Here is a 21,774-nt window from a genome sequence, read left to right on the forward strand (position 1 = left end):
AAAAGCTGCCTCGGTGCAGCTTTTTTCTGTTTAATGTAGGATTGCTTGATGCCATGTTATACTAGGCTAAGAATCAACAATAATGAAACGGGGTAACTAACGTGCTTACATTTGAACAAAAACTAGAAATAATTGAATCGTTTCCGGAACTGACACGCAAAGATGTGTCAATGAAACGCGTGAACTTCCATTACGAAGAAAGCCTGTATGACAAAAAAATCGTTGTCTATCACCTTCACCCGAACGGCAATGGATTTGTGTACGTAGGCAACTTGCCGCAATATGAAGCGGATGCCAAGGGCTTCGTCAATATCCGTGATTTCTCCGACAAGGAACTTCGCAGCATTGTCGCAGATGCCTTAGATTACTTGTCCTTAGAGCCTGAACCTCCGTATGACAAGACGTGGACGAACCGCGATAACGAAAAACTGGACCTTGTCTATGAAGAGCCTTTCTGGAACATCTATACGGGCAAAAACCTGGAAGAAAGCTTCGGCACATTTAGTGACGCAGAAGATTATCTGATTGACCAAGGCTTTAAAGAACCGAAGTGATGAATATTCGGCAACTGGAAAAAGACGAAGATTTGCCGATAGAGCTATTGCTTGAAGCGGATCCTTCTGAAAAGTTGGTGCGTGAATATGTGTCAAAAGGAATATCTTTTATCGCAGAGAAAGATTTTCGTCTGATTGGCATCTATGTGTTATTGCCGATCTCTAATACCAAAGTGGAAATAAAGAATATTGCCGTTGCAGTGTCCGAAAGAGGCAAAGGTTGCGGCAAAAAACTGGTGCTGCATGCTTTAAAAGAAGCAGAGCGGCTTGGTTTTGAAGTGGTCGAAATCGGCACGGGAAATTCGAGTTTTGATCAGTTGGCACTTTATCAAAAATGCGGTTTCCGAATGACCTCGATTGATCGGGGCTTTTTTACTCGCCATTATCTTGAACCGATTGTCGAAAACGGCATCTTGTGCCAAGACATGGTGCGCCTTGAATACAAAATAAGATGAAACCCTTCAATTTTGAAGGGTTTTTCTTTTTGGAGTAAATTAAATTACTCTAAAAAGAAAAAACTATTGCTTTTAAAGGTAAAATTAATTACGATTAAAAGTAATTACAAAGGAGGGGTGAAATGGAGGATATAAGATTGAACGTCGCATTACTGAGAAAGCGGGTACCGAATTTAACGACCGCTGCCAAAGAAGCAGGCATTCGGCCGGCAACAGTTTCCAATTTATGCACCGGCAAAATCGATTTGGGGAAAGCGGAAGTGAAAACTTTGGTAGGACTGGCTAAACTGGCAAAGTGTACAGTGGATGAACTGATAATTCGGGGGGAGAAGATGGCAATGATCGAAACGCAGATTAAAGCATTGGATTTTTTCGCACCATTAGTAAAGAACGGTACGACAGGCATTGTTGCACGTCCAGGTATGGGGCAGTTGGTGATTATAGCTGAATTGCTTCACCGTTTTAAAGAACAAGGGGTAAAAACAGTCTATCTGACGCCGGAAAACGATCACCCGGAACTGGAGGGAATAGTTGAACTTGCAGGCCACATCACCCGCTCTGTTGCAGAAACTTTGGAATGGTTAAGGGAATATGGTGACAAAGCGGTGCTGGTTACGGACAAAGGACGAGTAGATTCAGGGGAGCTGTTCGAACTGCAGGAAGCGCTTGGCGGCAAACAAGTCACGACGCTGCTGGTGGATTTGTCCGGCGAAGTAGTGGATGACGATTTTCCGTTTGGCCCGCTTGAAACCGTTTGGCAACTGGATGCAGACTTAGCTGCGCGCCATCAGTATCCGGCTTTGAGTCCGCTTCATTCCACGTCTTCTTTGTTGGAAGAAGCAAGTTTGGATGAACGCCATTTTCTGCTTCGCCAACGTGCGCAAAAAACGCTTCGCCGCTACCGGGAGCTTCGGTCCATTGTAAATGCTCATGGAATGGAGCGCGTGCCGCAAGTGGAAATCGAAACGTATCGCCGTGGAGAACGGCTGGAAGCATATTTTACCCAACCTCTGTTTGTAGCTAAGGAGCTTACCGGCCAAGCAGGCGCAGCCGTTTCTCTGGCAGAAACTTTGAACGATGTGGAAGCCATTCTAAATGGCCAGACAGACGCTAGGGAATTGAAAGAACTGCAATTTATTGGAACATTGTAAGGAGCCTTGTGCTCCTTTTTTTATTGGTTTTATACGTTCATTAGCAACTGGAAATTAACAAAATTCAATCCGGACTAAATTTAAAAGAGGAAAAAAAGGAAAGATTTCGGTATGCTAAAAGCAAGAGGTGATCACATGTTTAAAAAAGTGACCTTATATACAAATCGGCTAAAGGAAATGAAAGGGTTTTATGAGTATCAAATGGGTTTTCGGATTGTAGAAGAAGACGATACCAGCTTTACGCTGGCTGTCGGTGATTCTCAATTGGTCTTTCAAGCATCAGAACGGCCAGCGATTTACCATTTTGCATTTAATATTCCAGGCAACCAGTATACACTGGCGAAAGGCTGGGCAAGTTCGCGTGTCACACTGAACCGCCAGGAAGGCATGGACGAAGTCTATTATGCAAATTTCAATGCGGATGCTTTTTATTTCCAGGATCCTGCTGGCAACGTGGTCGAGTTTATCGCCCGGCGCCATATCGACCGTATGGGCAATTTTACTGTTGATTCCCTGCTCAATATCAGTGAAGTGAGCATTACAACGAAACATGTGAAAGAAGTAGGAGAACAAATCGAAGCCATGGACATTCCAGTGCGGGGCAATAAAGGAATCGAACCGCATGCATTGAATTTTCTGGGCCAAGGAGATGCATTTATCTTACTGGTAGCTCCGAAACGGACGTGGTACTTCTCGAAGCAAAAGAGCGAAGTCCATCCTTTATCGATTAAGCTGATGGATGGACGGCAGATTGACATCACAGAAGAAGGGGATTTTCAGGAAGTCAAGCCGACTAATCCGATTTCTGAAGGCATGGAAAATATGGACTTTTCAGGAGTTGCCTTGCTGAAAAAAGAAGATATTTGGTCAACTGCCAAGGGATGGGCAGACCGTTCAAATGAGCGGCCGAATGCACTGGACACCCGCTTCGGGATTGCATCTGGCTGCAAAATTTTCACAGCAGTGGTCATCTGTCAATTAGTTGAAGAAGGGAAACTGGCGTTTGAAGACCGTTTATCGCAGCTATTGCCGGATTTCTTCCCGAATTTTGATGTTACTGTCCATCAATTGCTGACGCATACTTCTGGAATACCGGATTATTTTGACGAAGAAACGATGGAGAACTTTGAAGAGCTTTGGGTAAAGCAGCCAATGTATTTAATGAAGTCCGGAGCGGATTTTGTTCCGTTGTTTAAAGATGAACCGATGAAATTTGCGCCCGGAGAAAAATTCCAATACAACAATGCCGGGTTTATTGCTCTTGGGCTCATTGCAGAGAAAGTAGCGGGCCAGGCATTTATCAATATGGCAGAAGAGAGAGTCTTTGCACGGGCCGGGATGGAGAAATCAGGGTTTTTCAGCCTTGACCACTTGCCTAAGGGAGTGGCTTACGGCTATATTGATGAAGGAGATTCATGGCGCACCAACCAATATGCCATCCCGATCCAAGGCGGTGCAGATGGCGGGGCATTTGTGACGGCCAGTGATATGACCGCTTTTTGGGAACGGCTGATGGATTATACATTGCTTTCTGAAGAAATGACCAAAAAAATGCTGGTGCCCCATGTCTCGGCGGGACAAAACGATTATGGCTACGGCGTCTGGATTATGCAGAAGGCGAATTCTGTCTGGAAATATCATGTCACGGGATACGACCCAGGTACCAGTTTTCATTCCGGTTTTTATCCGCAAGATGGAACAATCCTGACGGTTCTGTCCAATAAAAGCGAAGGGGCTTTTGAAGCATTAAAGTTAATCGAAGGAACTTTTAAGAAGGGGTGAGGGCATGAGTGGGCGAAATTTGGCAATCGTAATATTGGTCGGCACCCTTGTAGTATGCGCGTTGATTTTTTTCGGCTTTCAGCTGTACTTCGACATGAACCCGACTCAATAAATGAAAGAAAACAGGCCGCGGAAAATCTGCAGCCTGTTTTCTTTTAATTAAAAGCATGATTCAATTGAATTAGAAGCCTATGCATGCTTAATGAAAGCAGATCGCAGGCAATAAAATCCGTAACGTAGGTTAGTATAGTCGAGGCAAGGATAAAAAAGCACAAAAAATGAGCTCCCCGTGAGGAGAGCCCATTAAGATAGTTAGGTTAGATTAAGCTTTTTGAACGTTAGTAGCTTGAAGACCGCGTTGGCCTTGCTCGATGTCAAAAGTAACTTCTTGACCTTCGTCTAAAGATTTGAATCCTTCGCTTTGGATAGCTGAGAAGTGTACGAATACGTCGTCTCCGCCTTCGCGCTCGATGAAGCCGAATCCTTTTTCTGAGTTAAACCATTTTACTTTACCTTGTTCCATGTGTGTTTCCTCCTCGTATGCAATTGCATACATTGTATTACTATCCTTGCTCAAATCTTGCAGATGAACATCTGACACTTTATACAAAGTTATCCGAACAAAAATAATTCTTCCTTAGAATAACATGAGGTTACAGAAATTGCAAGCCCAATCTTAAAATTAACTAATCTATCTTCAGAAACCGTTTATATATATACTATAAGAATCGCATGGGAATGGGAGTGTGAGGGCTTTGGAAAAAATTATGGTGACAGGGGTATCTGCCGGGGCAGGGAAGTCGACTTTTGCTGCTAAGCTTGGGGAAAAGCTGGGCCTGCCAGTGCATCATCTTGATTCGCTTTACTGGAAACCGGGATGGACAGAAGCGGAACCGGCCGAATTCAGAGCGGCACAAGAAAAAATTACGGCAGGGGAAAGCTGGATTATTGAAGGGAATTACAGCGACAGCTTTGATATCCGTTTTGCAAAAGCGGATACATTTATTTACTTGGAGCTGCCTTTAAGGGTTTGTTTGTACCGGGTATTAAAACGCTGGCTGACAAATATCGGCAATACACGGCCGGATATGGCGGAAGGCTGTCCTGAAAAAATGGATTTGGAATTTCTGAAGTTTATCATTACTACATATGCAGCGCGCAAAGTGAAAATGCGGGAGCGAATGAGGAAATTTCAGGAAGTACGACCGGAAAATCGAATAATCTTTTTGGGGAATAAAAAACAGATTGACGGATTTTTGAAAAGTATTGCCCATTAATAGAAAACGATGAATAATTTTAAAAACTGCAACATCTTCAGGAACTGAAGTGGTATTCTAAAGCTATAAAAATTATACGACTAGGAGAATAAACGATGAAGTTCTTGTACGAAGGAACCGTCACAAACCAAGCGCTTCGGAAAACGGAGTCTATGTATATGAAACGGCTGTTCTTAGAGGACTTGCCTATTATTGAACAAGTGCAAAAAGAAGTCATTGAATCGCTTCCGGAGAAAGCGGCGCTTCAACCATTATCAACTGAAGAATTTCTATTCATTTTGAATGAGCGTGGACTTCTTATTGGTGCATTCGTGGAGGATCAGCTGATCGGATTCCGGGCTCTTCTTATTCCGGAAATTGACGATGAACATTTGGGGTTAGACCTTGGCCTTCCGGAAGAAGAACTGCCGAATGTCATTTATCAGGAAATTTCTGTCGTGCTGCCGGAATACAGAGGCAATCGGCTGCAGCAGAAACTGGCTGAAGTGATTATGAAAGAACTGCCGAATCTGGAACAGCAGTTCCGGTATGTATGCTGCACCGTAGCACCTATGAACATTCCCAGTTTAAAAGACAAGTTTCTTCAGCAAATGCATATTGGAGCGTTAAAAGAAAAATACAATGGCATGGACCGCTATATTTTGGTGAAAGACTTAGAGCATCCAACTATCCGGTATGAAAATCATATAACCGTAAAACTGGATGATTTAGAAAAGCAGCGCCAACTTCTGGACCATGGCTATGTCGGCATTGGCTTTCAGTTAGTCAAAGGCTTCCATGAAATTGAATTTGCAAAACCTGTTCTTTAAAAAGAACAGGTTTTTCAGCGTGTTGAGAAAGATAAAACTTGTATTGGTGATTACCCCTTAACCGATATTCCGCCAACCAGCTGCGAAGACATTGGCCGAGGATTGTGAGGCCAAGTCTTTGCGACGAAGCGCATAGCGCTGCAGGAGCATAGGTTTTCAGCCGCGGGCGAGCGCCAAGCCGCTTCGTCGCTGCGCTCCTGTTTCTGCATCGCTGCACTAGCTTCGCAACATGAAAGGGAGTTGCAGGGTCTCGGCTGTCTCGTCGCTGCGCTGCCCCGCAGGCAAGACATTAGCCGAAGCTTGCGAGGCTAAGTCTTTGCGACGAGCTTGCGCAGCGATGCAGGAGCACAAGATCTTCGACAGCGAGCGAGGAGGCTTAGAGCCACACCCCACGGAAAGCGTCCGCCCTGGAGCGAAATGAACAAAGAGAATAAGAGTTTCTCGATAGCCTGCAAAACCTGTTCTTTAAAAAGAACAGGTTTTTTTATATTCCCTAAAGAATTCTGAAACTTTTGCGGATTTATACCGTATATTAATTAGAATGATAAAGAATGGATGGGATGGGAGGTTTTGGAATGGAGTTGTTTGGTTTATCCATGGAGCAGCTGTATATGTACACTCTTCTTTTCGCTGGTGCATTGACCGTACTTTACGTCTTTTTCGGCGATATTGCGGATGCAGGGGACGGGCTTCCTTTTTTTAACCCGACAATCATTCTGGCATTCATCACTTTGCTGGCTGCGGCCGGTTATTTACTCGAAGTGACGACGAAATTGGATAGTTTGGCGATATTGGGAATCGCGGCGGTTGTGGCACTGTTGTTTGATATTTTGTTATATTTCTTTATTTTATTGCCATTGTCATCCGCCGAATCTTCGATTGCCTATACGGACGAATCGCTGCTGGGCCAAGTGGCGAAAGTGATTATTCCAATTCCTGTCGACGGCTATGGGGAAGTCATTATTGAAACTTACGGAGGAATCATTTCAAAACGGGCAACAGGGTTCGACAATGAAGCAATTGGCCAAGATCGGCAAGTATTGATCATTGAAGTAAAAGACGGCACGTTGTATGTCAGGGATTATGAACCGCTGTTTAGCAAAAGTAAATGACGATGAGGAGGAGTTAGGATGGAAATGACTTGGATCGCATTAGGGATTGCTGCATTTGTTGTATTAGCAATAATCGGGGTCTACATTACTAAGTATAAGACAGTGGGGCCGGATGAGGCATTGATTGTGACAGGAAGTTATTTGGGCACCAAAAATGTTCACACGGATGATTCAGGAAACCGGATAAAAATCATTCGCGGCGGAGGGACTTTCTTGCTGCCGATATTCCAGCAAGCGGCGCCGCTGAGTTTGTTGTCGAGCAAGTTGGAAGTGACAACTCCGGAAGTCTATACGGAACAAGGCGTCCCGGTTATGGCTGACGGAACGGCCATCATCAAGATTGGCGGCTCCATTTCAGAAATTGCCACTGCTGCAGAGCAGTTTTTGGGTAAATCAAAAGAAGACCGGGAAAATGAAGCGAAAGAAGTGCTCGAAGGCCATTTGCGTTCGATTCTGGGATCCATGACAGTGGAAGAAATTTATAAGAACCGTGATAAGTTCTCCCAAGAAGTACAGCGTGTCGCTTCACATGACTTGGCGAAAATGGGATTGATCATCGTATCATTTACGATTAAAGATGTGCGGGATAAAAACGGTTATTTGGATTCACTCGGTAAAGCGCGGATTGCCCAAGTAAAACGGGATGCAGACATCGCAACAGCAGAATCGGAAATGCAGACACGCATCAAACGGGCTGAAGCGGGAAAAGATGCCCAGCGCGCTGAAATCGAACGTGCTACTGAAATCGCTGAAGCGGAAAAAGAGAATTTGCTGAAAGTGGCGGAATATAAGCGGGAGCAGGACAGCGCGAAAGCTCGGGCTGACCAGGCGTATGAGCTTGAAACCGCACGCTCGAAACAGGAAGTCGTCGAACAGGAAATGCAAATCCGCATCATTGAACGCCAGAAGCAGATTGAGCTGGAAGAAAAAGAAATTCAGCGCCGCGAGCGCCAATACGATTCTGAAGTGAAGAAAAAAGCGGACGCCGACCGTTATGCGGTTGAACAAGCGGCGCAAGCGGAAAAATCGAAACAATTAACGGTAGCGGACGCACAGAAATACAGCGTCGAAGCAATGGCAAAAGCGGAAGCCGAAAAAGTGCGCCTGGATGGTTTGGCGAAAGCCGATTCTCTTCGCGCTCAGGGTGAATCAGAAGCGGATATTATCCGTATGAAAGGTTTGGCTGAGGCGGAAGCAAAACGCAAGATTGCGGAAGCATTTGAGATGTACGGAAAAGCTGCAACTCTTGACATGATTGTGAAGATGCTGCCGGAGTATGCAAAAGAAATTGCCAGCCCGCTTGCCAACATTGACAAAATCACCGTGGTGGACACGGGAGGCGGAGAAGGCGGCGGAGCCAACAAAGTCACTGCTTACGCTACGAATCTGATGTCATCCCTGCAGGAAACTTTGAAAGAATCGTCAGGGATTGATGTCCGTGAAATGCTGGAAAACCTAACGGGCAAAACAGATTATCCGCAAACGATTGAACAATTGCGCTACGAATTAGCCGAAAAAGAAAAGGAAATTAAACAACAGCAAGTTTAACAACCGGCTGGATGGTATAAAAGCTTAATCGCTTTTATGCCATTTTTATTTGAAGTAAAGCCGAATAGAAGAACGCATAGGCCGAAAATATAATAAATTAACAATAGAAGAGTGAAAACGGGTTTGCGGACTTTAGTTAAAATGATAGAATATTAATACGAGCTTATGGGGAAAAATTCATAAGGATTAATTATTCAAAGATTAAGGGGTGTTCAATGAATATACAATTCGGCCGCAGCCTGTATTTATCGGAAGAAGGCCTCTTTGGGCCTGAGACTCAGGAAATCAGTTCCATCGCCTATAACTCTGCTGATGTGATAGGCGGTTCAGCGTTCTTTTGTATAATCGGAGAAAACACGGATGGCCACCTGTTTATTGCTGAAGCAATCAATAAAGGTGCTGTCGCCATCATTGGATCCGATCTGCCGAAATTAAAGAACTATGCAGACCAATATCCAACAAAAACATTTGTGGCAGTGGAAGATTCACGCCAGGCTTTAGCGCAAGTTTCCGCTCATTTTTCTGGAAGAGCCCAGGACCGGCTGGTAAAAGTAGGGGTCACAGGGACGAACGGAAAAACGACGACGGCAACTTACGTTTATAATTTATTCAATTTACTCGGAATTCCCTGTGGCTTTCTAGGGACTACGGGAATTTATAATTCGGCTGGAAAATTGCCCTATAAAAAAAGTACGCCAACTACACCTCTTTCATCTGATATCCATCAAATCTTTTCTCAATTGGTTTCTTTTGGCGACCAGGCGGCTGCTATGGAAGTGTCTTCAATTGCACTTGACCAAAAGCGGGTGGAAGGCATTTTGTTCGATGTAGCCATCCATACCAATATTTCCGAGGAACATTTGGAATATCATCAAACTTTTGAACATTATTTAGAATGCAAATTGCGTTTATTCAAACAGGCAAAAAATGCCGTTATCAATTTAGATGACCAAGGCATGGCAAAAGAGATTTTAGCGGCAGTTGATTATCCCGCGCTCACTTATAGCCAAAAGCCGGATTCAGGTGCAGGGTTGATCTGGACGGATGTCCAGGTCAGAGAAAGCGGCATGCAGTTTGATTTGCAGTACCTGGGGCAGACTTTTAAAGTGGAAGTGCCTTTGTTCGGAGAATATAACGCCGGAAATCTGACAGCTGCAATAGGTGCAGCGCTGCTGTCTGGCAGCACAATGGAACAAATCATTTCGGTGCTGCCGCGAATGCCGCAAGTCGAAGGACGTTTCCAGCTGATTGAAGGCCCGGAAGACCGAAAAATCATTCTAGATTATGCTCATACGCCGGTGGCTTTGGATTTGGTGATGAGAGAAGTGAAGAAGCTGCCCCATAACCGTTTAATCGCTTTGATTGCCGGAATCGGCATCCGGGATTTTTCCAAGATGCCGAAAATGGCCAAAGCAGCTGAAGGAAAAGCGGATGTTCTCGTCGTGACTGTTGACCATCCGGGTTTCAATGATCCAAATGATGTGGTCAATGAAGTATTAAAAGGGTTTACCGTTCCATATAAACAGCAAGTATTGACAGCGCCTACCCGGCATGAAGCGGTAGTGGCGGCCCTGCAGGAAAGCGGTCCTAATGATATAGTTTTGTTATCAAGCGGCTGCATCAACGGCGCCCAGAATATTCGGGGAGAGTTTGTCCCGCATTCGGATGAAGACATCATCGCCGGTTTTTTCCTGCAGCAAAATTAACAGCTTTTTCGTATGGAAAAGTCGCTTTTTTCCTTCGGCTTGTGTTTAATAGAAGAGAAGACTACATAAGAAAAGCGAATTGGAGTGAATGGAATGCAATATCGTACAGAAAAAGACACGATGGGCGAAATTCAAGTACAAGCAGATAAGATGTGGGCAGCGCAGACACAGCGCAGCCTCCAGAACTTTGCAATCGGAACCGAGCGCATGCCACACGAAGTGGTTATGGCGTTTGCCCAATTGAAAAAAGCTACAGCAAAAGCCAACCATAAACTTGGAAAACTTTCTGAAGCGAAAATGAAAGCGATTGAAACAGCTGCCAATGAAGTGATCGAAGGCAAATGGAATGACCATTTCCCCTTAGTTGTATGGCAAACAGGAAGCGGTACACAGTCTAATATGAATATGAACGAAGTATTGGCACGCCGTGGAAACGAAATTCTGGCTGAGCAATCTTCTGAAGAAAAATTGCATCCGAATGATGATGTCAATATGTCTCAAAGTTCAAATGATACATATCCGACAGCTATGCATGTAGCGGGTGTTTTGGCAGTAACGGAAAACTTGGTTCCGGCTATCCAGAAATTGAAAGCGACGCTTGATGAAAAATCGAAAAAATTCGATGACATCATCAAAATTGGCCGTACGCATTTACAGGATGCGACTCCATTGACGCTTGGACAGGAAATCAGCGGCTGGAGACATATGCTTGAGAAGAGCGAGCGCATGATCCGCGCGAGCGTTGAAGAAATGCGCGAATTGGCAATCGGCGGTACGGCAGTGGGGACAGGCATCAACGCTGACCCGACATTCGGACCATCAGTTGCCGAGTTTATCTCAGAAGCGGTCGGCACCACATTTACTTCTGCTGAGAACAAATTCCATGCACTGACAAGCCATGACGAAATGGTTTATACGCATGGCGCCATCAAAGCGCTTGCAGCTGACGCAATGAAAATTGCCAATGATGTACGCTGGCTGGCAAGCGGTCCGCGCAGCGGCATCGGTGAAATTACCATTCCTGAGAATGAGCCGGGCAGCTCGATCATGCCAGGGAAAGTCAACCCGACTCAAAGTGAAGCTTTGACAATGGTAGCTGTTCAAGTCATGGGCAATGACGCAGCAATCGGATTTGCAGCAAGCCAAGGAAACTTCGAATTGAACGTCTTCAAACCAGTGATCGCTTATAACTTCCTGCAATCGGTGCGTTTGTTGACAGACAGCTTAATCAGTTTTGATGACAACTGTGCAGTAGGAATTGAAGCGAACCTTGACGTTATCCAAAGCCATGTAAGCAATTCATTGATGTTGGTAACGTCATTGAACCCTCATATCGGCTATGAAAAAGCAGCAGCGATTGCCAAGCAAGCACATAAAGAAGGCACGACATTAAAAGAGTCTGCGGTTAAGAGCGGGCATTTAACGGCTGAACAGTTCGACGAGTGGGTACGTCCGGAGAACATGGTCGGAAAACAATAAGATGGAAAGCAAGCAGCCGCGAATTCGCGGCTGCTTTTTTAGTGTGTGTAATTGGGCGAAATTCTGTAGTGAATATGCTGCGAAATTAGCTGCTTTGCTTCAGTTGGGCATAATTGACCTAAGCTGGACATAACTAGTTCGAACTTGGGCATAATGAAATAAAAGTTGGGCATAAACTGCAATGGCGACTGGAACCATTCTTCACAAATCCGGCTTTACAAAAGGTTTTATTCCTTAAATGTCGAAGTACATACAAGAAGAACGAAATCATTAAAAGAGGTGCATTATGCAAAAAACATTTGTCATGTCATGGAGCGGCGGGAAAGATTCAGCGCTTGCGTATTACCGGGCAGTGATGGACGGCCATGTGCCGGTTGCGCTGTTTACAATGTTTGAAGAAGATGGCTCTAAATCACGCTCACATGGCTTGTCGTTAGAGGTGATGGAAGCGCAAGCAGTCCGGATGGGTTTGCCGCTCATGGTTGGAAAAGCGAGCTGGGCAGAATACGAAAAAGAATTTATTGAGCACTTGAAAATATTTAAAGCGCAAGGCATTGAAATGGGGGTTTACGGGGATATCGATTTAGAAGACCATTTGTTATGGATCCAAAAAGTAAGTGCGGAAGCCGGGATGGAAGTAAATCATCCGCTTTGGCAGGAACCGAGAAAAGACTTGTTGAAAGAACTAATAGAAGAAGGATTTAAGGCGGTTATTACAGTTGTGGATACGACGCGTCTGGATGAAGCATTTCTTGGACGTGAATTCACCCATGAATTAATTGAAGAATTGGAAGCGTTCGGAATTGATGCTTGTGGGGAAGAAGGGGAATTTCATACCATTATCATCGATGGACCGATTTTTATTGAACCGGTTCCAGTGGAATTCGGCAAAAAGCTGGAGGCTGGACATTATCGTATACTCGAGGTGAAACTTCAATCTGAGGAGTGATTTGGATGATTCAATTTATGGGTGTGGAAGAGCAGCATATTCGGCAAATGGCCGTGCTTTTGGCTAAGCGCCATGAGCGAGAACGGAAATTTTTTCCTTACTTTCCTGCAGAGTTCGAAGAATTTGATGAAGCAGAGACGGTGCTCCGTAAGATTTTGGAGCGGCCATATATCAGTGGGATTGTAGCAGTAAGAGGCATCGATGTTATCGGCTATTTGCTGTATGAATTTAAAGAAAGCGTGGAAAGAGGACGCTATGTTTGGATGGACTATGAATCCATCGCCATCAAGGAATCGGAGCACCCCCGCCTGCTGCGGCTCTTATATGCTGATGCAGGTGCGGAATGGGTGAAAAACGGTTACTTCCATCATGTGATGATGGTTCCGCTGGGAGACCGGAAAATCGTGGCCGAGTGGCTGGATCAGTCTTTCCGCTATGAACAAAAATATGCTGTCTTGCCGCTCAAAGATTTTGAACCGCAAACATTAACGCCTTTGCCGAATCTGGTTTTTCGAAAAGGAAGCGGCGAAGACGGGCCTTTATTGAAAAAGATGGCCTTATGGAACAGCATCCATCAAGCATCAGCTCCGTCCTGGCTTCCTATCACGAAAGAGACGATGGAAGACATTAAGAGCAGCTATGAAGAATTATCTGCAGACGGAGATGCCTATTTATGGTTAGGCCAGCAAGGGGAACGGGTGGCCGGGTTTCACGTGTATTTCCGGAAAGCGGATCCTTTAAGCCTGGTGGCGCCGATGAATTGTGTGGAATTGCCTGCTGCATCAACGAATCCGGACCTGCGTGGCAAAGGGGTAGGGAAAGCCATGGCCAACTACTGCTTTTCGGAGCTGAAAAAAGAAGGGTTTGATTATATTTTCGCCGACTGGCATTCACCCAACCATTTGGCTTCCTATTTCTGGCCGAAACTGGGGTTCCAGCCTGTCATGGTCCGCATGTCCCGGCAAATTGATCCGCGCATTTCCTGGGCGCACGGGAGATAACGCGATTATAAAAACTGTCTTTATTAAAAAATCTCCGCAGCCTCAAAAGAGGATGCGGAGATTTTATTCTTTTCGGAAAACCCAGGTGCGCTGAACGACAAAGCCGAAAATAAAAAGGATCGTGTCGACAAATACTTTGAGAATGACTTCCCCGCGTCCCAGCCATTCAGCGTAAAGAAAGTGAACAGAACCGGCAGACATCATCATGATGAAAGCGGCCAATATGTAATAGCGGATAAAGGACTTTCTGGAACCTTGGCCAAAAACTTTGTTGCGGTTGATATAGTAATTGAATAGTGAAGAAAGAATCCGGGCTGCAACTGTAGCGAAAATAATGAACAATTGCGGCTCTTCGTTGCGCCAAAGCTGGATGAACAGCCAGTACAGACCGATATCCAAAGCGAAGGACGCCCCTCCGGATAAACCGTATAACAAAAAGATTTTGTAGACATGATAAGAATCCCGAAGTGGATGGAAATGGGAAGATTTGTTGTTGTCCAAGTAAACCGTCTCGATGGGCACTTCCGAAAGGGGAATCTTTTGAGCGCGCAGCGCCGCCAGCATATTCATTTCGTATTCAAAGCGCTCGCCTGCTACGCTCAGCAAAGGAGTGAGATGCTGGACTGGAATGCCGCGCAAGCCGGTTTGTGTATCAGTTATAACCGCACCAGTGGCAAGCCGGAATAATAAACGTGTAAAGCGGTTGCCGAACCGGCTTCGGAAAGGCACATGCTTTTGGCTGAAATCCCTTGCGCCAAGCACTACATGGCCAGGGAGTTCTGCAAGTTTCCTGGCTATTTTCACCATGTCCGATACCAAATGCTGGCCATCAGCATCTACTGTGATAACCGCATCATAGGAAAGCTGGTGGTTGAGTATGTAATGGAAAGAGGTTTTCAATGCCCGCCCTTTGCCTTGATTGACCGCATGGCGAAGCACCGTCACTTCAGGAATGGGAGAAAGCGTTTCAAAAAAACCGGCATATTCAGGGCCGCTGCCGTCATCGATGACAATGATTTTCTGAAATCCTGCTGCCAGTATTTCCTTGATCAAAGACCCGCATTTTGTATCTGGTTTATAAGCCGGAATGATAACTGCGAATTGTTTCACGAAAGGCCTCCTTTCAGTTTCCAGCTGACTAAAAATAGTGATGAGAACTGCATGATAAAGCATTTTGGCTTATCCCGCTGTTTGAAGTTTCTTCAATAAAAAGAGTGACATAAGCATTTTTCTAAGCCGAAATGCTTATTGTGAAAATACCCTCTTTCTTCATTTCTATAACTCATCTTAAGAATTTCTTCAGAAAACCGTCGGTTAAAGGATCGGAAAAGAGGCCCGGTTCAACTTGAGCCGGACCTTTTTACATACTATTCTTTTACATCTTCAGGCCGATAGCCTTGCTGCAATTCTTTAATCGACAAGCCGAACGTCATTTCCAAATGCGGGTAGTCTTTAAATCGCTGCCAGTCGCCGCCCCACATAAATCCGAGTTCTTTTCCGATGGCGGCCACTTCAAACCAATCGGCTTTTCCATTATTATTGTCATCGCGTTCCGTATCCCAGACGACTTTGCCATTATCGAGGCGCAGCGCAAAATCGATTGCCAGCCCATAATTGTGGTAAGACTCTCCGCCGCGTGCATGAGTCACCACGTTGCCGGCTGTGCTTCTGCCTTTTGCATGCAAGCCGTTTTGTTCATCAGCGGAACGGAAGCCATCGGTAATGATTACGTCAATGCCGATATCCGCTGCTTTTGCTATCAATTCATTGCTTTTTTCCTCAACAATCGGGTGCAATCCGGAAGGTGCAGGACGCTGTTGCAATTCTTCACGAAATTCCTTTTCATTTTGTATCCATATGAAGAAAAAACCGCCGATCACCAATAAAAAAAGAATGGAAAAAGCGGTTTTGAACTTTTTCAAATCATTTCACCTCATCAGCATTTATTTTATCTTATTTTGGCACCCAATACGACTCCTGCGTTTTCAACTGGCTGATTAACTGGCCGCAAAAGTCCAATTGGATCAATTTTCCATAAGCTAGGCGAAGACCCGCCATTAATCAAGTTAAAATCGTTAAAAGAGTACCGCAGGAAAATTTTTGATACGATAGAAGAAAGAATGGAAAGGGGATATCGATGATGGTTATTGAATTAATGAAATCTCACGCTTCTGTGCGTGACTATAAAGAAAAGCAGCTGACACGGGAAGAAGTCAGCGAATTGATAGCGGCGGCGCAGCATGCAGCGACGTCCCATTTTGTTCAGGCATATTCAATTGTCTGGGTGACAGATCCCGAGAAACGCAAAGCACTTGGGGAATTGTCCCGTAATCCGCAACAAATGGAAGGCGCAGGAGCGGTCTTTTTAATGTGCGCTGATTATAACCGCTTGAAGCACGCCGGTGATTTGCAAGGCGAAACGATTGTCTATGACCATGCGGAGAATTTGATTGTGGCTGTCACCGATGTTGCCTTACTGGCGCAGAACTTGGCGCTTGCAGCAGAGTCGAAGGGATATGGCATCTGCTATATCGGCGGCGTGCGCAACAATATGGAAGCAATCAGTGAAATGGTCGGCTTGCCGGAAGGTGTTTTTCCGGTATATGGCTTGACGGTCGGCGTTCCGAACGAAGCCAACGAAGTAAAACCACGCTTGCCGGTCGAAGCGATTTTGCATGAAAACGAATACGATGAAGAAAAATATAAAACTTTGCTTCCGGAATACGATGAAACCATTCAGCGCTATTATCAAGAACGCAGCACTAACCAAAAAGTTGCGAACTGGACTGAGCAGATGGCTTCATTCCTTAGAAAACCGCGCCGCCAGGATATTAAGGATGTATTGGCGAAAAAAGGGTTTTTATTCAAATAACAGAACCGGAAAAGGGGAATGGCAATGAAAATCGCAATTTTTGGTGCTACGGGCCGGGTTGGCGGACAAATTCTGAAGCAGGCATTGGCAGACGGGCACCAAGTGAAAGCACTTGTGCGTTCTCCAAAACTGGATGAGCATCCAAACCTTGAAGTGATTACTGGGAATGTCCGGAAAGCGGAAGATGTCGAACGGACGCTTGAAGGCGCAGATGCAGTGTTCAGCGCAATTGGCACGGACGGGACCACGACATTGTCTGAAGCTATGCCGCTGATCATCGGCGCCATGAAAAATGCAGGGATCCGGCGTCTCATTACCATTGGCACTGCGGGAATTTTGAACAGCCGGCTTACACCTGGCAAACTCCGCTACCAAGGCGGGGACTCGAACCGCAAACTGACATTTGCCGCCGAAGAACATGAAACGGTTTTTCGGTTATTGGAAGCCATTGACCTGGACTGGACGATTGTGTGCCCGACTTATTTACCGGACGGTGAGATGCGTGGCGGTTACCGGACAGAAAAAGACTATCTGCCGGAAGGCGGCAAGGAAATTACGGTTGGCGATACGGCTGAATTTGCTTATCGGCAGCTTAAAGACAAGGCATTTATTCGCAGCCGGGTCGGCATCGCATATTGAGTGGGGAAATTGTCCACTACGAGCGGCTTGAGATCGGATACGGGCAACTCCTCAGTAAAACCATGAAAAAGCGGCACAAGCAACCAAGCTTGTGCCGCTTTTGCCTTTAGTGCAATCAGGGGAGCGGTCGAAGCTCCTCATGATAGTGAAGTTTAAAATCCCTGCAACTTATAAGGTGCTTAAAAAGCATATTATCATGAAAATTAGGGAATAAGAGGGGAAGAACAGGAAACGGGAGGGATTGCCATGAAAGAATTTGAAGACAAAGAACAGGTACTGCTGGCTTATTATGTGCAATATTACCGCGGAGCCACAACTGAAGATGTAAAAGCGCTGGATCAGCGGCTGTCACAGGAAATTGGAAAAGAGCGATATGATGAAGCAATGAGCGCCTTGCTGGCAGAAGGACTGATTATCGGCATGGAACAGGTTGAACAAAGGGAGAAAGAAGGTGCGCCTTCTCCGATGGCGACCAACGAGGGTATGCTTTATATCAATAATACGCTGAATCTGCAGTCCGATACCGTAGAAGAACACCAGCTGGGCTATTTAGACAACAATTTGAAAACAAGCAAATTGGAATTCACACTGGAACCGGTCCAAGCGTACGTTGAAGAATCGATCCGGCTGCAGGCTGAAGAAAAACCCAATTCCAACCAGCCGTGAATTCCAGGCGAACCTAACTCTGAATAAATAAAATAAGAACTAGCGCCTCATCTAAAGAGGCGTTATTTTTATTGCCCGAACTTGGTTAAATATGTACATTTTTCTAACGGATTTGAGGTTTCAAATGTTAAGAATGTGTGAAAAAAACATTTTCTCCTTTTCTTTTTGTACGAATTGCGTATAATGCTTATATCGGAGGAGTGATTGGATGAATCGATACAAGATAGAAGAAATCAAAGAACAAAACAGTAAATCAGCAAAAGCCATTGGTTTTGTATTCGCTGCAATACTTGTTTCACTCGTTTGGGGATTTTTACAAGATTCGCTACCGGCGTTTCTTCTGGCAGGTGTTTTCAGTTTAATCTTGTTCGCTGAAACACGCGAATACAAGAAAAGTTATCAAATCGAATTAGAAGCAGCTAAATTAGAAGACGATCAGATTTCTTAAGTGGCAATAGACAAAGTAAACGAAAAGCCCGCCGGTTTCAATTGAAACCGGCGGGCTTTCGCATGGGCTTGCAGATTGGCGCTGCTGACACCATCCTTACAAGTTAAGTCCAAAGAAACATAAAAAAATCACAATTACGACTGTTAAGTTGGTAACCATCGCTGCCCGTTTTCCAACCGGTTCCTCAAGAAAAGGAAAGCGGTCAACAATTTTCATCAAGCCGGCAATCAATACGACAATCAATATAAGAGTAATCATCAAATTCATGTCGTAGACGTGTACATCCAGGTAGCGGATGAAAATCACCGAAAACGCAAGGATCATGCCGTTAACTAGATTTTTTCGTTTCATAGCAATTCCTTCAATTCGTTTTCAAGGAAAGGCTTGGCAGACAATAACTGAGTAAATGCCTTATAACGGTCAAACTGGCCAGGCGCCGGCTTTTTGCCGGTTTGGTAAGCCCGGATCAAGATATTTTTCGGTGTGTGTTCAATATCGATAAATTCCACCAGCTGCGTTTCATAGCCCACCAGTGACAAAAGTTCGGCACGGATGGAATCAGTAGCGAGCGCGCTAAAGCGTTCTTTGATTAAGCCATTTTGGAGCATGATGCCAAGTTCCGGTGCCGCAATTTGGCTATTGAGTTCGTGCTGGCAGCAAGGAACGCTTAAGATAACTTTGGCATTCCATTTTACAGCCCGGGACAATGCCATATCCGTTGCCACGTCACAAGCGTGAAGCGTGACGACCATATCGACCGCTGATTCTTCGTTGTAGTCATTGATATCTCCAACTAAAAACTCCAATTGATCATACTCCAAATCTTCCGCAATGCGCTGGCATTCTTCAATCACTTCTTTTTTCAGATCTAAGCCCGTAACTCGAAGATCAAGCCCTTTTTCGATCCGAAGATAATGATACAAGGCAAATGTCAAATAGGATTTTCCAGAACCGAAATCGAGAATCCGGACAGTCCGGTCTTTTGGCAAATGCACCAGCGCATCATCAATAAATTCGATAAAGCGGTTGATTTGGCGGAATTTATCGTATTTCTGCTTTTTCACTTTGCCATCCGGACTTTGGACGCCGAGACGGACCAAGAATGGATAAGCGATGCCGTCTTCCAGCAAATACTGTTTTTTTCGGTTATGGGACAGCTCTGCGGATTTTGTTGCGGTTTGCTCTGCTTTCCAGGAAACTTTGAATTTCTTGGAGAGCTGAATTTGTATTTTTTCTTCTGTGAACTGGAACAAAGCCTGGCGGAATTCTTCAAACAAGCTTTCCAGTTTTTCAAGTGCATTTTCAATTGAGAGGTTCTCATGCTTGAGGACATGTTCATACTGATATTCAAATTGAATAAAATAATCGTTTTTAATTTCTACCGGCTTCAATTTCACCCGTTTTATTTCATTCGATTTTAAACGTGGTTGGCTGATGGTTGCCGAGACAAGCGTATGTTCTTGCAGGCGCTCGGATAGTTGTTCATGCATAGTGTGTAATTCCATTGCAAATCCTTTCGTCTTCCATGATAGTTGTATTTTATCATGGCCAGCGGAGAAAGGGCGACTGCACAGTTTGCAGCCGGTTTTCTCTCAACATGTTTTGAATTTTGTGATAATATGGAATGAGATTGAAACCGTTTACATATAGAGGGGGATGAATATGGCAATTGTAGAAAAAACGGTAGGGCAGATTGTGCGGGAACGGGCAGCATTGCATCCACAAACAGAAGCATATGTTTATCCGGAACGGAACATCCGCAAAACGTACAAGGAATTTGATGAAGAAACGGACCTTTTGGCCAAGGCTTTTATGGGAATTGGCATTGCCAAAGGGGAACATATCGCTATTTGGTCGGCCAATAAGCGTGAATGGCTGCTGAGCCAGTATGCCACTGGCAAAATGGGGGGAGTGCTTGTCACAGTCAACACGAGCTATCAGTCGGCTGAACTGGAATATCTCCTGAAGCAATCAGATTCAACCACACTGATTCTAGGCGAAGAGTTTAAAGGAACCGACTATATCGAGATTTTAAATGCCGTATGTCCAGAACTGAAAACCGCTGAAAAAGGGGCTATTGCGAGCGAAAAGCTGCCGCATTTCAAACGGGTCATTGTCATGGGTGAAAATCAGTATCCAGGCATTTTCACTTGGAGTGAATTTGAGGCCTTTGCCGATCAAGTGACGGATGAACAGCTGGAAGAGCGTTTTACGTCGATGGATCCGGAAGATGTCATCAACATCCAGTACACTTCCGGAACAACCGGTTTTCCGAAAGGGGTCATGCTGACGCATCGGAACGTCGTGAATAACGGCAAGCTGATCGGCGACACGATGAACCTGACGGAACAAGACCGCCTCTGTATTCCGGTGCCGTTTTTCCACTGTTTCGGTTGTGTGCTTGGTACGATGGCTGCTGTTACGCATTCCACGACCATGGTTATCGCAGAACAATTTGAGCCGAAACGTGTGCTGCAAATGGTCCAGGACGAGAAGTGCACGGCGCTTCATGGTGTGCCGACGATGTTCATCGCAGAGCTGAACCATCCGGAATTCGCATCTTTTGATACCTCCACTTTGCGTACGGGGATTATGGCAGGGTCACCTTGCCCGATTGAAGTGATGAAAAAAGTCATCAATGATATGGGAGCATCCGAAATTACAATTGCGTATGGCCAGACAGAGTCATCGCCGGTTATCACGCAGACACGTGCGGATGACGATATTGAAAAGCGGGTGTCAACTGTTGGCAAGCCTCACGCAGAAGTCGAAGTGAAAATCGTGGATCCCGTCACTAATGAGCAAGTACCGACAGGCGTTCCCGGCGAATTGTGTACTCGCGGTTATCATGTCATGAAAGGCTATTATAAAAATGAAGAAGCGACCCGCAGCGCCATCGATGAAGAGGGCTGGCTCCATACAGGAGACATCGCTGTCGAAGACGAGGACGGTTATATCGCGATTACCGGGCGGATCAAAGACATGGTTATCCGTGGAGGGGAAAATATCTACCCGCGTGAAATCGAGGAGTTCTTGTATCAACATCCGTCGGTGCAGGATGTCCAGGTAGTCGGCGTTCCGGATCCGAAATATGGAGAAGAACTGATGGCGTGGATTATTTTAAAAGAAGGCCAGCATTTGTCTGCCGAAGAGCTGCGCAATTACTGCCAAGGCAAAATTTCGCATCATAAAATTCCGCGTTATATTGAATTTACGAAGGAATATCCGATGACTGCATCAGGGAAAATTCAGAAGTTCAAACTGCGGGAAATGTCAGTGGAACGGACCGAAAAGACGGAAGTGTAATAGCCAGTTTAAACAGATGA

At 45.2% G+C, this 21,774-nt stretch carries 22 protein-coding genes; 17 read left to right on the forward strand and 5 right to left on the reverse strand.

Annotated elements, in window-relative coordinates; translation table 11 throughout:
* Positions 1-101 precede the first annotated feature (101 nt).
* From ACSFXN_RS13955 to ACSFXN_RS13970, 4 genes are all read left to right on the forward strand, one after another.
* Positions 102-554 (forward strand): hypothetical protein, encoded by a 453-nt coding sequence (locus ACSFXN_RS13955; protein ID WP_437150705.1) that lies wholly within the window; start codon positions 102-104, stop codon positions 552-554.
* Positions 554-1,009: a GNAT family N-acetyltransferase gene (locus ACSFXN_RS13960; RefSeq protein ID WP_437150706.1), complete on the forward strand. Its 456-nt coding sequence runs from the start codon at positions 554-556 to the stop codon at positions 1,007-1,009. Before ACSFXN_RS13955 ends, ACSFXN_RS13960 begins: the two co-directional genes overlap by 1 nt.
* A gap of 122 nt (positions 1,010-1,131) precedes the next feature.
* Positions 1,132-2,160 (forward strand): hypothetical protein, encoded by a 1,029-nt coding sequence (locus ACSFXN_RS13965; protein ID WP_437150707.1) that lies wholly within the window; start codon positions 1,132-1,134, stop codon positions 2,158-2,160.
* A gap of 135 nt (positions 2,161-2,295) precedes the next feature.
* The gene (locus tag ACSFXN_RS13970; RefSeq protein ID WP_437150708.1) at positions 2,296-3,942 is read left to right on the forward strand and encodes a serine hydrolase; all 1,647 of its coding nucleotides are present in this window, start codon (positions 2,296-2,298) and stop codon (positions 3,940-3,942) included.
* 322 nt (positions 3,943-4,264) lie between these two features.
* Here ACSFXN_RS13970 and ACSFXN_RS13975 read toward each other — a convergent pair whose 3' ends face one another.
* Complete coding sequence (locus ACSFXN_RS13975) at positions 4,265-4,465, reverse strand: cold-shock protein (protein WP_006830093.1); 201 nt, start codon at positions 4,463-4,465, stop codon at positions 4,265-4,267.
* 232 nt (positions 4,466-4,697) lie between these two features.
* Here ACSFXN_RS13975 and ACSFXN_RS13980 point away from each other — a divergent pair, with 232 nt between their 5' ends.
* The 8 genes from ACSFXN_RS13980 to ACSFXN_RS14015 all read left to right on the forward strand — a co-directional run bounded on the left by ACSFXN_RS13980 (position 4,698) and on the right by ACSFXN_RS14015 (position 13,823).
* A complete protein-coding gene (locus tag ACSFXN_RS13980; protein ID WP_437150709.1) occupies positions 4,698-5,219 on the forward strand; it encodes a topology modulation protein in 522 nt (173 codons plus the stop codon).
* Positions 5,220-5,314: 95 nt separating this feature from the next.
* The gene (locus ACSFXN_RS13985; RefSeq protein WP_437150710.1) at positions 5,315-6,028 is read left to right on the forward strand and encodes a hypothetical protein; all 714 of its coding nucleotides are present in this window, start codon (positions 5,315-5,317) and stop codon (positions 6,026-6,028) included.
* Positions 6,029-6,603: 575 nt separating this feature from the next.
* The gene (locus tag ACSFXN_RS13990) at positions 6,604-7,140 is read left to right on the forward strand and encodes a hypothetical protein (RefSeq protein ID WP_437150711.1); all 537 of its coding nucleotides are present in this window, start codon (positions 6,604-6,606) and stop codon (positions 7,138-7,140) included.
* Between the two features lie 24 nt (positions 7,141-7,164).
* Complete coding sequence (locus ACSFXN_RS13995) at positions 7,165-8,688, forward strand: SPFH domain-containing protein (protein WP_436837175.1); 1,524 nt, start codon at positions 7,165-7,167, stop codon at positions 8,686-8,688.
* Between the two features lie 215 nt (positions 8,689-8,903).
* A complete protein-coding gene (locus ACSFXN_RS14000; protein WP_437150712.1) occupies positions 8,904-10,394 on the forward strand; it encodes a UDP-N-acetylmuramoyl-L-alanyl-D-glutamate--2,6-diaminopimelate ligase in 1,491 nt (496 codons plus the stop codon).
* A gap of 93 nt (positions 10,395-10,487) precedes the next feature.
* Positions 10,488-11,873, forward strand: a complete 1,386-nt coding sequence (gene fumC, locus ACSFXN_RS14005) for a class II fumarate hydratase (RefSeq protein ID WP_437150713.1) — start codon at positions 10,488-10,490, stop codon at positions 11,871-11,873.
* Between the two features lie 286 nt (positions 11,874-12,159).
* Positions 12,160-12,822: a diphthine--ammonia ligase gene (locus ACSFXN_RS14010; RefSeq protein ID WP_437150714.1), complete on the forward strand. Its 663-nt coding sequence runs from the start codon at positions 12,160-12,162 to the stop codon at positions 12,820-12,822.
* Between the two features lie 5 nt (positions 12,823-12,827).
* Complete coding sequence (locus tag ACSFXN_RS14015; protein ID WP_301857116.1) at positions 12,828-13,823, forward strand: GNAT family N-acetyltransferase; 996 nt, start codon at positions 12,828-12,830, stop codon at positions 13,821-13,823.
* A 63-nt stretch (positions 13,824-13,886) separates the two neighbouring features.
* Here the strand turns inward: ACSFXN_RS14015 and ACSFXN_RS14020 are convergent, their stop codons facing one another.
* Together ACSFXN_RS14020 and ACSFXN_RS14025 are read right to left on the reverse strand one after the other, a co-directional pair.
* The gene (locus ACSFXN_RS14020; protein WP_437150715.1) at positions 13,887-14,933 is read right to left on the reverse strand and encodes a GtrA family protein; all 1,047 of its coding nucleotides are present in this window, start codon (positions 14,931-14,933) and stop codon (positions 13,887-13,889) included.
* Positions 14,934-15,190: 257 nt separating this feature from the next.
* Positions 15,191-15,745 (reverse strand): M15 family metallopeptidase, encoded by a 555-nt coding sequence (locus ACSFXN_RS14025; RefSeq protein ID WP_437150716.1) that lies wholly within the window; start codon positions 15,743-15,745, stop codon positions 15,191-15,193.
* 218 nt (positions 15,746-15,963) lie between these two features.
* Between ACSFXN_RS14025 and ACSFXN_RS14030 the strand changes: the two genes are divergently transcribed.
* The 4 genes from ACSFXN_RS14030 to ACSFXN_RS14045 all read left to right on the forward strand — a co-directional run bounded on the left by ACSFXN_RS14030 (position 15,964) and on the right by ACSFXN_RS14045 (position 18,448).
* Positions 15,964-16,695: an NADPH-dependent oxidoreductase gene (locus ACSFXN_RS14030; protein WP_437150717.1), complete on the forward strand. Its 732-nt coding sequence runs from the start codon at positions 15,964-15,966 to the stop codon at positions 16,693-16,695.
* Positions 16,696-16,719: 24 nt separating this feature from the next.
* Positions 16,720-17,334, forward strand: a complete 615-nt coding sequence (locus ACSFXN_RS14035) for an NAD(P)-dependent oxidoreductase (protein ID WP_437150718.1) — start codon at positions 16,720-16,722, stop codon at positions 17,332-17,334.
* A gap of 246 nt (positions 17,335-17,580) precedes the next feature.
* Positions 17,581-18,000, forward strand: a complete 420-nt coding sequence (locus ACSFXN_RS14040) for a hypothetical protein (protein ID WP_437150719.1) — start codon at positions 17,581-17,583, stop codon at positions 17,998-18,000.
* A 208-nt stretch (positions 18,001-18,208) separates the two neighbouring features.
* The gene (locus ACSFXN_RS14045; protein ID WP_300991227.1) at positions 18,209-18,448 is read left to right on the forward strand and encodes a hypothetical protein; all 240 of its coding nucleotides are present in this window, start codon (positions 18,209-18,211) and stop codon (positions 18,446-18,448) included.
* A gap of 96 nt (positions 18,449-18,544) precedes the next feature.
* Here the strand turns inward: ACSFXN_RS14045 and ACSFXN_RS14050 are convergent, their stop codons facing one another.
* On the reverse strand, positions 18,545-18,799 hold the full coding sequence (locus ACSFXN_RS14050; protein WP_437150720.1) for a hypothetical protein: 255 nt from the start codon (positions 18,797-18,799) through the stop codon (positions 18,545-18,547).
* Positions 18,796-19,953: a class I SAM-dependent methyltransferase gene (locus tag ACSFXN_RS14055; RefSeq protein ID WP_437150721.1), complete on the reverse strand. Its 1,158-nt coding sequence runs from the start codon at positions 19,951-19,953 to the stop codon at positions 18,796-18,798. Before ACSFXN_RS14055 ends, ACSFXN_RS14050 begins: the two co-directional genes overlap by 4 nt.
* Positions 19,954-20,110: 157 nt before the next feature.
* Between ACSFXN_RS14055 and ACSFXN_RS14060 the strand changes: the two genes are divergently transcribed.
* Entirely contained in the window at positions 20,111-21,754 is a 1,644-nt protein-coding gene (locus ACSFXN_RS14060) for an AMP-binding protein (protein WP_437150722.1), read from the forward strand.
* Positions 21,755-21,774 lie beyond the last annotated feature (20 nt).

It is taken from the genome of Planococcus sp. 1R117A (assembly GCF_051417975.1).
GTDB classification, from domain to species: domain Bacteria; phylum Bacillota; class Bacilli; order Bacillales_A; family Planococcaceae; genus Planococcus; species Planococcus shenhongbingii.